This is a genomic window from Oceanobacillus picturae (assembly GCF_000612865.1).
In the GTDB taxonomy this organism is placed as follows: domain Bacteria; phylum Bacillota; class Bacilli; order Bacillales; family Amphibacillaceae; genus Oceanobacillus_B; species Oceanobacillus_B jordanicus.
In genome coordinates, this window is sequence record NZ_CCAX010000001.1 from 1,645,022 (window position 1) to 1,658,744 (window position 13,723).

Genomic DNA, 13,723 nt, shown 5'->3' on the forward strand with positions numbered 1-13,723 from the left:
TTTATCGAATTTTTTGAACAACCTCTATAATTATAACAGTGCAGAGGCTACCCTCTAATTAAGGTATAAGAATGAACCTCTGGACAACCATTTTGCTTTAAAAGCTCTGCTGCATGTCTGATGGTTGTGCCTGTTGTATATATATCATCGACCAGAATAGCTGGTTTGTTAAGTGTTTCTTTCAAGGTAAATGGGTTCTTTCCCGTGATTCTTTGTTTTCTAGATTTTTTCGATTGTTTTTCACTATCTATTCTGGCTAGTAGGCTTTTGGATTGATTAGGTAAAAATGCAGCTAGTGCTTCAGCTTGATTAAATCCTCTCTCCTTTAGCCGGTTTTCGCTTAGAGGAATAGGGATGATAATGGCATCTTTTTTCTTCCCAAACGCTTGATAATATCCTTCTGTAAAAACTTCTGCAAATACATTTCTTAGAATGTAGTCACCACGGTATTTCCACTTTGCAATTATTTCTCGCATAAAGGCATTATAGGTATACACAGAGTAATTACCAGCTAAAACATTACGCTTTTGCGATTCCCACCACTGGCAATCACGGCAAACTGCCTCTGATGTTTTTCGACTGCATTTTCTGCATCTGTCCCCTTCTATCTGCTCTAATTTACTCTCACATTCTTCACACAGAGAAGCAGGTCTGGATGGCAGCAGAAGGTTGCCCCAGTTTACGTAAGGGATAATTTCGTCATCACACCATAAACAATGCATTAGGCAAAACCTCCTCGCCTGTTCATTTTTCGAATCGACTCGACAGCTTCTACCATGGCATCCGTTTTGCCATCATGAAATAATAGGACGTCACCAAATGGGTCATCTGGACTTCTCCCAGCCCTTCCGGCAATCTGCACAATCGCGGCTTGGTCAAATACATGGTGACCTGCATCCAAAATAATGACATCAACAGACGGAAAGGTTACACCACGTTCTAATATGGTTGTAGTTAACAACATAAATAAATCCCGGTCACGAAAGGATTGCACCTTCTCTTCCCTATCTCCATCAGAAGCATGTACAGTGCTTGCCTGCTGTTTTGTCGTGATAATGTCATAGCGAATTAAAAGGTCCGTTAGAGGCACAGATAAGTGGTCGGCTAAGGAGACGGTGGGAACAAATACAAGAATTTGTCGTTCCGGATGCTTTCGATTTAGAAGCCATTTCAAAAAGCTTGGAGGGAGTTTTTTCTTTTTCAACTGACTTTTATGCTGTGAAACTTGCTTCATCTGGGGTACTGGAAGTGGGTAACCATGAAAGCGACGAGGGACAAAAATATGGGGAAGGAGGTTGTTGCGAATCCGTTTCAGTTGCTGTTTTCTTGGTGTAGCTGTTAGGTAGATCGTGGTACTCTCTAGTTTAATTGCTCGCTCTGCAGCAAACGAAAGGGATGGATCGGCATGAAAAGGAAAGGCATCAATTTCATCAATGATCAAGACATCAAAGGCCTGCTTAAATCGGAGTAATTGATGCGTAGTGGCAAGAATGAGCTGTGCTGTACCCTCTTTGTCCTTGCTCCCACCATAAAGTGCTTGGACTGTGGCGTTGGCAAATGCTTGTTGTATACGCGGGCGGAGTTCACGGATGACATCTGCTCTCGGTGTGGCCAAACAAATACGCTTTCCCAGTTTTAATGCTATGGAGATAGCAGGAAATAACATCTCTGTTTTGCCTGCACCGCAAACTGCCCATGATAGTAGTTCTTTTTCTTTATTTTCAACAGCGCTGGCAATTCGATCGGCAGCTTTTTGTTGTGCCACCGTCAAGGTTCCCTTCCAGGTACATGGGTCAGCATGGCTTTTCCATTCCAGTACAGGGCCGGACCATTCATAAAGCATCGTACACTCACTTACCCTCCCCATGGCGATACATTTTCGACAATAACTATGCGTCTTATCACAAATACTACAGGGATATTGTGCCAGAAGACGCTTTTCGTTGTTTCCACAACGATTACATTGCAGGGTGAAATGTTTCTTGGTAAATGAGGGGACAGATCGGATTAATTTTTGTTCTACCGCTTGTGTGAAGTGGAATTCAGAAAGAGGGATTTCCTGACGAAGCAATAATTTTCCAGTAACGTTCTTTGCAAGATCCATAAGCCCCTGCCTGTTGAGTGGAACGACCATGAAAACCAATTCCTTTCTATAGAGATATGATCAATGAACGGTGACACTGTTCTGATTGTCATCACTAGCTAAGGAAGTCTTATTTGTTCAGTGTGGAGAGTTCTAGTACGAAGATTCCGGAGGTTAGGAGAAGAAAAATGTTTTAAAACACTACATTCTGCGGCAACGCCTACGTGACCAACGTTCTGTTGGCCCGTGGCTGTGACCGTCCCACCAAAAGCGAAGTTATCTTAATGCAATTGGAGCTTTCCTTATACGCTTTACTTGATTACTTAAAGTTATTTTTTATACCAGCCAACGCCAATAGCGCCTTGCCCTAGATGCGTTCCAATTACCGGTCCAAAATAACTGATCGAAGTATCCATTTCGGGGTACCTTTCCCGAAATTCTTCCTGTAATTCTAATGCAGCTTCTTCGTTATTCCCATGGATAAAGACAATGCGCAGTTCATTACCTTGTGCGGCGTCTTCTTCAACCATTCCCATAATTCTAGCAATAGCTTTTTTACGGGTGCGAATCTTTTCAAATGGAACGATTACTTTATCAACAAAATGAAGTACTGGCTTTACTTGCAACAAGCTTCCCACAATTGCTTGTGCTCCATTCAGCCGTCCACCCCGCTGTAAATTTGTAAGATCATCTACCATAAAATAAGCTCGCATGGATTGTTTCATCTCGTGAAGCCGTTCCAAGATTTCTTCTGGTGATTTCCCTTGTTCCGCCATCTCTGCTGCTTCTAGTGCATAAAAGCCCTGTGGCATACAGCTTAATTCTGAATCAAAAGCATATACCTTTATGCCCTCTACCATTCGTCCAGCACTGGCAACTGTCTGGTAGGTACCACTGATGCCACTAGAAAGGTGGACGGAAATCACAGCATCATAATCCTTCGCCAACTCTTCCAACTTCTCTGTTACATATCCAATAGATGGCTGGGATGTTTTTGGTAGTGATTTCGTTGTTTTTATTTTTTGGTAAAATGTTTCCGTGGAAATATCCATTTCTTCTCTGAACGATCCATCTTCAAAAACAACACTAAGTGGTACCATATGTATGTTATGCTGCTTGCGGATATCGCGAGGGATATATGCCGTACTGTCTGTCATAACAGCAACCTTCATAACTACCTTCTCCTTTTTGCTCTAGCATATTACGTTAAGTATTTATAGTTTTTATTAAAATAATGCCTAAGACATTATTATTTTACATGAATCGATAAGAAAATGCATCAGTTTGTTTATTAAATAAAAAGCATTTCATAGACCTGTATTCTGTGCATACATCCCAACCAAAAACTACCCATAAAAAAACACCCCGGTCTCGTAATCCAGGGTGCACGCTATAGTCAATTAGCTATAAAGATAGTACGTTGTGGCAGGAACAAATTATACATAGGGAACCAAAAAATCTACTAGAGAACCTCTACCCATCCTTTGCGAATTGCAGAGACAACAGCTTGCGTACGATCATTTACATTCATTTTTTGCAATATGTTACTAACATGGTTTTTCACTGTTTTTTCACTAATATATAACGTCTCAGCTACTGCACGATTACTCTTCCCATCTGCTAGGAGTTGTAGTACCTGACATTCTCTCTTTGTAAGTAAATGTAGCGGTTTACGGTATTCGATGCCACTTTCTGTGATATTAGAATTATTTTCTTTCGCAAGTCTCCGGTATTCCAAGACAAGATTATGGGTAACTTTAGGGTGTAAGTAAGAGCCACCTTCTGTTACCACTTTAATTGCTTCAATTAACGCATCGGAGTCCATCTCTTTTAATAAATATCCTTGTGCTCCTGTTTTTAAAGCATGCGTCACATAGCTTTCATCATCATGAATGGATAGAATGATCACACTGGTATTTGGAAAGTAACGTACAAGATCTGCTGTAGCTTGTACACCATTCATGTTCGGCATATTTATATCCATCAAGACTACATCTGGCTCGTTTTCTTTAACCAGTTTGGAAGCAACAGATCCGTCGTCTCCTTCTGCAACCACATCAAAGGATGGTTCGAAGTCGAGAATTCGTTTAACCCCTTCACGAAATAATTTGTGATCGTCAATAAGTACAATTTTTATTTGTTTTTCCGTCGTATTCATATCTTTGCTCCTCCAGGTTCTTTTTCTATTTTTACCCTATTACAATACGATGATAGATTGATAGTGTATTTTATTTTAAAATCTCTTATCTACTAGTATAACCTTAGCTAAGCGTATAAGGAACTTTTATTAGAATCGAAGTTCCTTTGCCAATATTGGAATTAATTTCGAGCTTGCCTTCTAACATCTCTACTCGTTCACGCATTCCGATTAAACCGAAAGACTTGTCCCGCTTCATCGAAGTATCAAAGCCTTTCCCATTGTCTTTTATCAACATCGTTAAATTTTGCGTGCATATTTCAAGCTTAACCTGTATTCTCGTCGCCTCTGAGTGCTTCACCGCATTCTGTAAAGCTTCTTGAACAAGACGAAAGAAAGCAACCTCGTATTTCGTGTTCAAGCGTTTTTCTTCTCCAATGGAAGCAAATTCTATTTTCATATTATTATAATCCGCGATTGTCGCAACATATTTTCTGATGGTAGGAATAAGACCAAGATCATCTAAAGCCATTGGTCGTAAATCGTAAATAATCCGGCGGACTTCATAAAGAGAAGACCTGATCATTTTTCGAATATCTTTAATTTCATCTAGTGCTTGATCCACATTGTTTTGACGAAAAATACGATCTACCAATTCGGAGCGTAGCAGTATATTGGCGAGCATCTGAGCAGGTCCATCATGAATCTCTCTGGAAATCTTTCTCCGCTCATCTTCCTGTGCTTCAATGATCTTCAGACCGAATTCCTGCTTTTCCTTGGCTTCCTCAATCATTTCATTAACCTGTCTAAAATCATCGTGTAAATAGTTAAGGATAACCGATATTTTCCCTGCTAACCCCTCCGCCCTGTCTATCGTTTGGCTTAAGGATATTAAACGTCGCTCTAGGTCATCGCGTTTCTCTCTTAGAGCACTCTCTTCTTGCCTGAGCATTGCTAGCTTTGTTTGCATGGCATGGGTATTTTCATATACTTCCCGTATCTCATTTTCTGAGTACTTATCAAAATACCTACTTACCTCTGCAAGTCTTTGTCTGGAAAACCGCACCTTTTGTTCCAGTTGGTCTCCATCCTCAATATGCTGGGCGACTTTATGCTTTGTGTCTTTTAACTCTCGGACGAGGTGTTCATGTTCACTGCGTGCTTCTTCACTAATATTAAAAATCTCGTCCTTGCTGTTTTCGACTACCTCAATCATTTCATTAATAATATAATCGAGTGCTGTTTCGCTAATCTTTTGTGCCATCGTCTCCCACCAACCTATGTTATAATTATACGTATATATTATGAATTTTTATAGGGCCTTTTAGCATGTATCGTACATTTTTTCAGACCCGACTTCCTACCTATGTGCATGAGGATGCATTATAGCACACTCTATATTAATATCATGTCTGTTAAGGAGGCTAAATGCAACATGTTAGCGACTTATTTTACAGTGAAACAAACTGCTATTGAAGAAATAATCATACAAAAGTCACGGTTTATTGGCCATGTGGCTAGAGTAGAAACAGAAGAGGAGGCCCAGCAGTTCATCCAGGAGATTAAAAAGAAACATAATGCTGCAACACATAACTGCTCTGCTTATATGATCGGCGAACATGACCAGATTCAAAAAGCTAATGATGATGGCGAGCCTAGTGGTACAGCTGGAGTCCCAATGCTTGAAGTTCTCAAGAAGAAAAATCTAAAAGATACGGTTGTCGTCGTTACACGATACTTTGGCGGTATTAAACTTGGAGCTGGCGGACTAATCCGCGCTTACGGTAATGCCACTACAGAAGCACTCCAAGGTAGCGGTATTGTAAAAAGACAATTAATGCAAGGAATTTCAATTACGGTTGAATATACATTGCTTGGCAAGCTGGAAAATGTGTTGCGGCAATCCGACTATATCCTTGAAACAATCAACTATCTGGAAAAGGTAGAGTTTATCGTCTATGTAAAAACAGGTGAAGAAGATAGCTTCCAAGATTGGATTGTTGACCTGACAAGTGATCAGGCTACCCTATTACAAACCGATAAGAAATATGTTGAAATAGATGTTGAACCAAAATAAGAAAAGCTAAGGGCTCCTGTTTTGAAACAGCCTGTTTCTTCCTGGTGAGAAGGCCTTTGTGAGCCAGCCTAGTTCCTGGTGCTCTGAGCGAAACCCCTTTTCTTTCCAGTGGAAGTAACGGACGCTAACACCCCGATTCGTTCAACTAACAATCAGCGGGGGAAGAACGAACCCCTCTGATTGCAGTTTCACTTTATAACAAGGATAGTGCTGCTTCATCCCCAATCACGGTTACATTTGGATGTTTTTGCAAGATAGATGCTGGGAATTCTTCGGATATTTCTCCCTTTATCATTCTGGAAACAGCTTCCGCTTTCTTCTCACCTGATACTAGCAAAAGGATCTCCTTGCTTTGCATAATTGTTTCAATCCCCATTGTTATGGCTTTCTCTGGAACTTCAGCCAGATCTTCAAAAAAACGGGCATTTGCTTTTCTTGTTGAAGGTGCCAAATCAATGATGTGCGTTCTACTAGAAAAATTAGTTCCAGGCTCGTTAAAGCCAATATGACCATTTAATCCGATCCCCAATACTTGTACATCAATACCACCAGCCTGTTCAATCCTTGCTTCGTAATCGATACACTCTTTGTCCAGGTCTGCTGCCACACCATTTGGTAGATGGGTGTTTGCTTGATCAATGTCAATATGTTGAAACAAATTATCCTTCATATAGAAGTCGTAACTTTGCTCGTTTTCTTTGGTTAAACCAACGTATTCATCCAGATTAAAGGTGCGAACAGATTCGAAGGAAACATTCTTCTGCTTGTACTGCTCGATCATTTGCTTGTACAACCCTTCTGGTGTTGATCCTGTTGCTAAACCTAAAACTGGATTTTCTAGTTGCTGTATTCTTTGGATTATGACAGAGCAAGCAACCCTGCTCATTTCCTCGTAATTTTCTACTGTTTTTAATTGCATCCTTTATTCCTCCCTAAAAGCTACTTCCCCGCGACAAATGGCAGAAGCAATATGAAGCTGACGATCCACTAACAACAAGTCGGCATCTTTACCTACAGTTATACTTCCTTTTCGGTCATATAATCCAAGCTGTTTTGCAGGATTTACAGAAGCCATTTCGATTACTTCCTGTAGTGTAACACCATTTAAATCAAGCATCTGCTTCGCGCCATCACGCATTTTTAAAATACTCCCCGCCAACGTTCCATCTTCTAGAACTGCACGGTCTTCCGTAACCACAACTGGTTGCCCACCAAGTTCGTAACGTCCCTGTTGCAAGCATTTAGCCCGCATGGAGTCCGTAATCAACAATAGTCTTTCACTGCCCATCGTTTTGTAAACTAATTGCAGCATCTCCTTGCTTATATGAATGCCGTCCGCAATCAATTCAGCCCGCAATTCATGGAGCATAAAAGCCGCTCCCACTGTACCTACATCACGATGATGTAAACCGGTCATCGCATTACAAAGATGGGTCACCTGTTTGACACCATGTTCTACTGCTCGCTTCATATCTGAAAAACTGGAACTTGTGTGCCCCGCTGATACTATTACTCCTTGGTCTGACACGTGGCGGATAAAGTTTCCGTTCGGATCGTGCTCTGGCGCCATTGTTATCGTTTTAATCTTGCCTCCCGATAATTTTTGCCATTTCTCGAACTGATCAATGCTCGGCTCCATTATATAAGCATGTGGCTGTGCGCCTGCCTTGGACTTTTCTATAAATGGTCCTTCTAGGTGTACGCCAATTACTTCAGCTTGTCCGGGCTTATTATTATAGGCAGCAACTGTTTTTAGCGCTTTCTCAATGTTTTCAGGTGATTGTGTGATGGTAGTTGCCAGAAAACTTGTGGTTCCTTCCCTTGGCAGAACGGAAGCAATTGAATCAAGTGCTGTATTGCTTGCATCCATCACATCTGCACCGTTTGCACCATGGATGTGTCCGTCGATAAAGCCAGGTATAACGATTTTTCCCTTCCCATCAATTTCTTGAATTTCATCCGGAAGGGACGATTGTTTTCCGATCTTAGATATTTTTCCGCTCTCTAAAAGAAGAGCGCTATCTTCCATAATCGTTTCTTCTGTTAAAATGCTAACATTTTTTATGTAAATGGGCCTTGTTTGCAACTGTCTCTTCCTCCTCTACTATAATATATATCATACCACTTTTTTCATAGAAAATGGAGCAAGAGATAGCGCTATAATAAAGAATTTGAATAGAAAAGATTCAGAAAGAAAGACTTTTTAGGAGAATGGAAAAATTGGTAAAACGAAGAGTGTAAGAATAGAGAAAAATAAGAGGAAAGGAAAAAGATCTAAGAGAACTCTAGCAGCATAAAATTCCGCCACAAAGAAGCTCTCCTCTAGTTGCTAACATTTTCTGAAGAGGCGAGCTTTAACGTCATGATTTATCTTGACCGCTTTTTATTTTATTTACTTTTCAGTACAGATTGCTGAACATTCGGAAGTAGTCTTTCATGTGTGAGTTCATCAATTAAAGTCTGAATCATTTCTTGAGAGGATTGTATGTGATGCGTTTCAGTATCATGAATTACTTTTTTTAGCATCGTTTTAAACTTTTCTTGCTCCATTATTCATACCCCGCCTTTTGAAAAATATCTTACCTGTTGCATAATAGCATATGAACGAACAGAATGTTGTCGAACCTTGTCGCAGATGCTCAAAATTCACAAAAATTTAATACCTCATTACCTTATTCGTTTCCCTATAGAACTTTACAGAGGTCTTCTACCTTTTCTTTTTAAAAAAAGTACAAGTAGGCCTACCGCCAACAGGGCACCAAAGCTATCAAGTATGACGTCACCTACGTAGGGTGTTCTGTTTGGTGTGAATCCTTGGTGAATTTCATCCGATATGGCATAAATTACCGTTAGAAACAAAGAGAAGATTAACGCTTTACTATGCTTTTGTTTACCAGCTTTTCGAAAGGCCACATAAAAAAGCAAACAGAGTACGAAGAATACAGATACGTGGGCACCTTTACGGATGAAAAATTCGATAAATCCCGCAACACCTAACTGTTCCACGCTAACAACACTTTCATGATAGGTGAAGGATAACCAGTTTAAATACGGCTCAAGAAAACTTACGTTTATGAAATTATTCAAAAGTGGTTTTACATCTTGATTTTCATAAGGCTGATGGGAAGAGTAAAAAATGATCCCCATCCAGCATATGGGTAAAAGCCAGAAAATGTGTTTCTTCACCATTCATTCTCCTTGTCTTGTTATATATGCTTATTGTGTAGTCCGCTTTTTGGGCTTCCCCCGGAACATGTATGAATTATTTATTCAGAGTTATTTATAATGGCCACCTTAATAAAATAACCTTATTCCACCATATCGGCAATACCCCGAATAAAAAATGTGCAAACCAAAAAACCGTGCATCACTGCAACGGCTTTTATGGGTTATCTATCTTTATTACTGCGCCATTTGTTAAACTCAAGATATTCCTTAAACTGTTCTTTTGAAACACCAGACTCCATTGCTTCCTGTACGATCTTCAACCATTCGTTATCTAAATCCTCAGGACCGCTTATGTTTTCTTCCCGTAGAAGATCATTAACCGTCGTACCAAGAACGGTGCTTATTTTTTCAATAAACTGGATCGATGGGTTTGTCTGAAGGTTACGTTCAATCGAACTAAGGTATGATTTAGCGACCCCTGCTCTTTCAGCTAATTCAGAAATGGACATCTTTTTTTCTGTGCGAAGTTGTTTGATTTTTTCACCGATCAAGCCCTCACCTTCTTTCAAAGCGAATTATAACATAAAGTGGGTGAGGAGTTCTATATAAAGTACAATTAAATTCAGGCATTATGTAATGATTCCGTCTGTTTTAGAAATTGACGTATTTCCTCTGTAGTGATTCCAAGATTCTTTGCCCTTTTGATTAATTCAATCCATTCACCATCTAACGATAACTGCTCAACTATTTTTTCCATATCCTATCCCCCATTAGTATTTCCAGATAACCCAGCCATCCTAGCATATGCCGTAGATCTGTGATTTTGCGTCCCCGTCTTTCGATGAGTATGCCTTTTTCTGAGGAAATGTAGTTATGACACTAAATAGAACTGCCTAGTGATATGATACTATAAATTCACGACTATTTGCGTAGGTTCTTTTGTCTTATTTCAACTAGTTTTGTAAGAGAAATGGAATATCTTACACCTGTTTTGTCGAAGAATATGGAAAATATTAGATACGATGATCTTTAATCAACCGTAGTTTACGTATAACAAGAATGCCGCCCCCGACTGCCAGTAAAATCGTTCCGAAAAGGAGAAGAGTAAAAATATCTGTTGATGTATTAGGTAAGGCTGCTCCACCTTTAACTCCTGAAGCTCCATTCCCATCTCCATTACTTACATTACCACCTACACTGATGGAGTCTTGCTGATCTTCCTCTCCTTCTGCGGTGAATATGAGGACAAACTCCGTTTCAAGTCCTTGAAATTCGTTCCCCAGGTGGTCTGGGAAATAAACAGTTAGCTTCAGTTCTTCTTGTTCTCCGGCATCCAGACTTCTGTCCGGGATGGCGTAATTCGGCAGATTCCCTTTATAAAGTTGTTCATCCCCGTCTGCTACTTCAATAATTAATTCATTAAACAGCCTTTTCTCTTCCGTCGTATTTGCCAGCTCTACATGATAACTAAAATCCTGTTTGCCGTCATTAGAGATTTTGAGATCCCTTGGTGCCCAATCGCCTGGTTTCATATTGGGAACCTGGAACAAATAGTCGTTTGGCGAAAGTTGAATATCCAACTCCTTAGAAGCGTCTGCTTCATTTGCTTCCGCTGCAGATACGTACCCTAATGGGAAAAAACTGCATAGTAGTAAAACAAAACTTAGAATGAAGAAACGTTTATTCATGGAATCCACCCCCTAAAATTAGATTTCCTTCTATTGTTAGGAAGAAAGTGATCGTCCTTCTTCCAGTTTCTGATCGCCTTTTTTATTTTGCTTCTCTATTTCTCCAAGGGTCCGCCAAATCGTTAGGCCGGAGTAACATAGTAGTAAAATCCCTGGAATGAGTAACAGAAATGCGCCATTTCGAGATTGTGCAAAGTTAACCAAATACCCAAGGTACGGAATGGTGAACCCCGTATATTCCGCCACTACATTTTCGGATAATACCGGCTCAAGATCTTCCGCATTATTGTTATCACCTTTTGTCCGGTACATCACTTGCTCACCACTTGCCATTACTTCGGTAATACGGTGAGTAATGAGTTTTTCTTCTTTATCCATGAACGTGATGACATCCCCATCTTTAAACCGTTTCATATCCCCGTCCGGCTTAACAGCGATTAACGATCCAGTTTGAATTCCTGGTTCCATGGATCCTGATAACACGGTTTTCAGCTGGTAACCAGCTATTTCTGGTTCTCCCCCAGACGCTTTAGAAGAGACCACGACAACTGCCATTACAATGAGTGCAGCGAACAATACATAGGTCGTAATGCGGCTAACCCACTTTTTTACTTGTTTAAGTGACATGTTTATTCTCCCTCTTCCTCTTTTGTTCCAGTAGATTGTTTATCTGTCCCATCACTTTGCTCTTGTTGCTTTTTCTCTGGTTGTTTTTCTGTCTGTTTTTCCGTTTGCTTTTCTTCTTTTACTTCCTGTTCTTCTGATTCAGCTTCTGATGCGTCTGTTTCCTGTATGTTTTCCTCAGTTGATGAAGTGTCCTTCTCTTCCTCCACAGGAGCTTTTTCTGTTTCTGGTTTAGTTTTCTCTTGCCTGTCATCGGTGGTGTTATTCGACTCTTCTTTTTTGTTATCCTCAGTAGAAATGTCCTCGTCTTTTTTCTGTTCTACTTCTTTATCTGATTCTTCTTTTACTTTTTTCTCTTTACATTTTGCATTTACTTTTTTGCTCCAAACCTCTAATGGTTTCTCCGTTTCTTCGCCATATAATGGGTGCTGAAGTGCTTTAAAAACATAAAAGCCTTCTTTTTCTGCTGTGTAGGTTAAAGAAACTTTTTCACCTTTTTCGAGCGTTTTAATTTCACCACTCGCTACTTTCTTACCCGTTTTTTGTGGATTGCCTGTTTCGGAAAAGAATACTTCATAGGTAGTTGTACCTGTCATGGAAAAACCTTTATTTTTCAATTCCACGCTAACGTTCATCGCAGGACACGCTTTTTCATCCACTGTTGGTTTCCCTACAAAGGCAAGTTCACTGCCATCCCACCATGTCCCCGCCTGAATAACTTGTTCATTTTCCTGTGAGGATACGAAATAGGCTCCTGTTCCGGAAGCAAGATATCCAAGCGTAAATACCGAAATATAACAAATAGCTAAAACCTTCCATACCATCACAAATTGCTTATACCTTTTAAACTTTCGCATCCGGCTCATTCGCAACATATTTCCCTCCATTCAACATGATTCATTGCTTTCGTAAACGCAGCTATATGTGCTGCCCTTACGAAAGCAAAATCTCTGTTATATAATATGTATGGAAGAAAGACGGGAATATCCCGCCTTTCTATCTTTAAACTTATTTCGCTTGGCCGGATCCTTGTTTTCCTTCGAACGTCCATTTAAGTTTTAGAGAATCTCCTTGGAACTTGTTTTGGTCTTGGTCGTTTTCAACGAATTGGAACTGAACATATAGCTTGTCGGAGTCACCACTTTTTAGTCCCCCACGCTCTTCTAAGATAGGTACAAAGACTTCATTTGCCACTGCATCCGGGCTCATACTCTGCAAATCTGCAAGAGTAGTATTGAATACAATATCATCCGGAGACCAAGGTCCTAAAAACGCTTTGTCTTCATTCCATAAGAAGTTAACTCTAATATGCTTACCGAAGTCTTCTCCAGCGTTATCGCCTTTTGCATCTGTTACTTCATATGAGGTTTCAAGTAGAACCTTTGCAATATCCAGTGAACCATTATTTTTAAGTTCAAATGAACGAGTCATCCAATCTCCAGGTTTGATTTTGTTAACATCAATGATTGTAGTTGGATTAGCACTCAAATCTAAAGTACCAGCAGCAAATGTACTAGTTGTTTCTGCTGTGTCACTAAAATATGCAAATGTTCCTCCGCCTACTAATGAAATTCCTAGTGCTGCTGTTGCGATACCTAAACCTAATTTTTTCTTCATACTCATAATAAAATTCCTCCTAATAGTTTATAAATATTTTGAGATACGTTCCGCTGCTGTTCCCTGAAGAATTACATGATGGTTACCTTGATAAACGAACGTCCACTACTCCTACCATCTTCATATACAGCGAATGTCCCCCTCCCTATGTATAAGTATCGTTCTTTTTATCTACATAGTTGTTTTATATAACGAACGATTACTTGCAGTATAGGTCATATTTCATAGTTTGCAAAACTTCATATTCGCTCAATAATTCTATATAAAGAACGTTTTCCTTTGTTTTTTGCTCTTTTTCTTTAAATTACTTAACTTTTTGCTAAATTGAA

General features: G+C 39.8%; 16 protein-coding genes and 1 riboswitch. Of the genes, 1 reads left to right on the forward strand and 15 read right to left on the reverse strand.

Features of this window, described 5'->3' with window-relative positions; genetic code table 11:
* Window positions 1–47: 47 nt before the first annotated feature.
* From BN988_RS08400 to BN988_RS08420, 5 genes are all read right to left on the reverse strand, one after another.
* Window positions 48–722 carry a ComF family protein gene (locus tag BN988_RS08400; RefSeq protein WP_036575129.1) on the reverse strand — a complete coding sequence of 225 codons (675 nt, stop codon included), beginning with the start codon at window positions 720–722 and terminating at the stop codon, window positions 48–50.
* Entirely contained in the window at window positions 722–2,134 is a 1,413-nt protein-coding gene (locus BN988_RS08405) for a DEAD/DEAH box helicase (RefSeq protein WP_051557747.1), read from the reverse strand. The genes BN988_RS08400 and BN988_RS08405 overlap by 1 nt, the downstream gene beginning before the upstream one ends.
* 278 nt (window positions 2,135–2,412) lie before the next feature.
* The gene (locus BN988_RS08410) at window positions 2,413–3,255 is read right to left on the reverse strand and encodes a DegV family protein (protein WP_036575131.1); all 843 of its coding nucleotides are present in this window, start codon (window positions 3,253–3,255) and stop codon (window positions 2,413–2,415) included.
* 290 nt (window positions 3,256–3,545) lie between these two features.
* A complete protein-coding gene (locus BN988_RS08415) occupies window positions 3,546–4,241 on the reverse strand; it encodes a response regulator (protein WP_036575134.1) in 696 nt (231 codons plus the stop codon).
* A gap of 103 nt (window positions 4,242–4,344) precedes the next feature.
* Window positions 4,345–5,484 carry a sensor histidine kinase gene (locus BN988_RS08420; protein ID WP_036575135.1) on the reverse strand — a complete coding sequence of 380 codons (1,140 nt, stop codon included), beginning with the start codon at window positions 5,482–5,484 and terminating at the stop codon, window positions 4,345–4,347.
* 171 nt (window positions 5,485–5,655) lie between these two features.
* On the opposite strand from BN988_RS08420, the gene BN988_RS08425 reads away from it, so the two are divergent.
* A complete protein-coding gene (locus BN988_RS08425; protein ID WP_036575138.1) occupies window positions 5,656–6,297 on the forward strand; it encodes a YigZ family protein in 642 nt (213 codons plus the stop codon).
* Window positions 6,298–6,490: 193 nt separating this feature from the next.
* Here BN988_RS08425 and nagB read toward each other — a convergent pair whose 3' ends face one another.
* The 10 genes from nagB to BN988_RS08465 all read right to left on the reverse strand — a co-directional run bounded on the left by nagB (window position 6,491) and on the right by BN988_RS08465 (window position 13,400).
* Window positions 6,491–7,216, reverse strand: coding sequence for a glucosamine-6-phosphate deaminase (gene nagB, locus BN988_RS08430; RefSeq protein ID WP_036575140.1), 726 nt, complete (start codon window positions 7,214–7,216; stop codon window positions 6,491–6,493).
* A 3-nt stretch (window positions 7,217–7,219) separates the two neighbouring features.
* A complete protein-coding gene (gene nagA / locus BN988_RS08435) occupies window positions 7,220–8,383 on the reverse strand; it encodes an N-acetylglucosamine-6-phosphate deacetylase (RefSeq protein ID WP_036575142.1) in 1,164 nt (387 codons plus the stop codon).
* 302 nt (window positions 8,384–8,685) lie between these two features.
* Window positions 8,686–8,847, reverse strand: a complete 162-nt coding sequence (locus tag BN988_RS19080; RefSeq protein WP_159033269.1) for a hypothetical protein — start codon at window positions 8,845–8,847, stop codon at window positions 8,686–8,688.
* 144 nt (window positions 8,848–8,991) lie between these two features.
* Window positions 8,992–9,483: a VanZ family protein gene (locus BN988_RS08440; RefSeq protein ID WP_390620570.1), complete on the reverse strand. Its 492-nt coding sequence runs from the start codon at window positions 9,481–9,483 to the stop codon at window positions 8,992–8,994.
* Between the two features lie 203 nt (window positions 9,484–9,686).
* Window positions 9,687–10,016 (reverse strand): helix-turn-helix domain-containing protein, encoded by a 330-nt coding sequence (locus BN988_RS08445; RefSeq protein WP_036575146.1) that lies wholly within the window; start codon window positions 10,014–10,016, stop codon window positions 9,687–9,689.
* A 71-nt stretch (window positions 10,017–10,087) separates the two neighbouring features.
* Window positions 10,088–10,222, reverse strand: a complete 135-nt coding sequence (locus BN988_RS18625; RefSeq protein ID WP_081779379.1) for an anti-repressor SinI family protein — start codon at window positions 10,220–10,222, stop codon at window positions 10,088–10,090.
* Between the two features lie 22 nt (window positions 10,223–10,244).
* A riboswitch (cyclic di-GMP riboswitch) is annotated at window positions 10,245–10,327 on the reverse strand.
* Between the two features lie 151 nt (window positions 10,328–10,478).
* On the reverse strand, window positions 10,479–11,153 hold the full coding sequence (locus BN988_RS08450) for a M73 family metallopeptidase (protein WP_036575148.1): 675 nt from the start codon (window positions 11,151–11,153) through the stop codon (window positions 10,479–10,481).
* A 36-nt stretch (window positions 11,154–11,189) separates the two neighbouring features.
* Window positions 11,190–11,780, reverse strand: coding sequence for a signal peptidase I SipW (sipW, locus tag BN988_RS08455; RefSeq protein WP_036575151.1), 591 nt, complete (start codon window positions 11,778–11,780; stop codon window positions 11,190–11,192).
* A gap of 2 nt (window positions 11,781–11,782) precedes the next feature.
* Entirely contained in the window at window positions 11,783–12,652 is an 870-nt protein-coding gene (gene tapA / locus BN988_RS08460; RefSeq protein ID WP_036575154.1) for an amyloid fiber anchoring/assembly protein TapA, read from the reverse strand.
* Window positions 12,653–12,785: 133 nt separating this feature from the next.
* Window positions 12,786–13,400, reverse strand: a complete 615-nt coding sequence (locus tag BN988_RS08465; RefSeq protein ID WP_036575157.1) for a CalY family protein — start codon at window positions 13,398–13,400, stop codon at window positions 12,786–12,788.
* Window positions 13,401–13,723 lie beyond the last annotated feature (323 nt).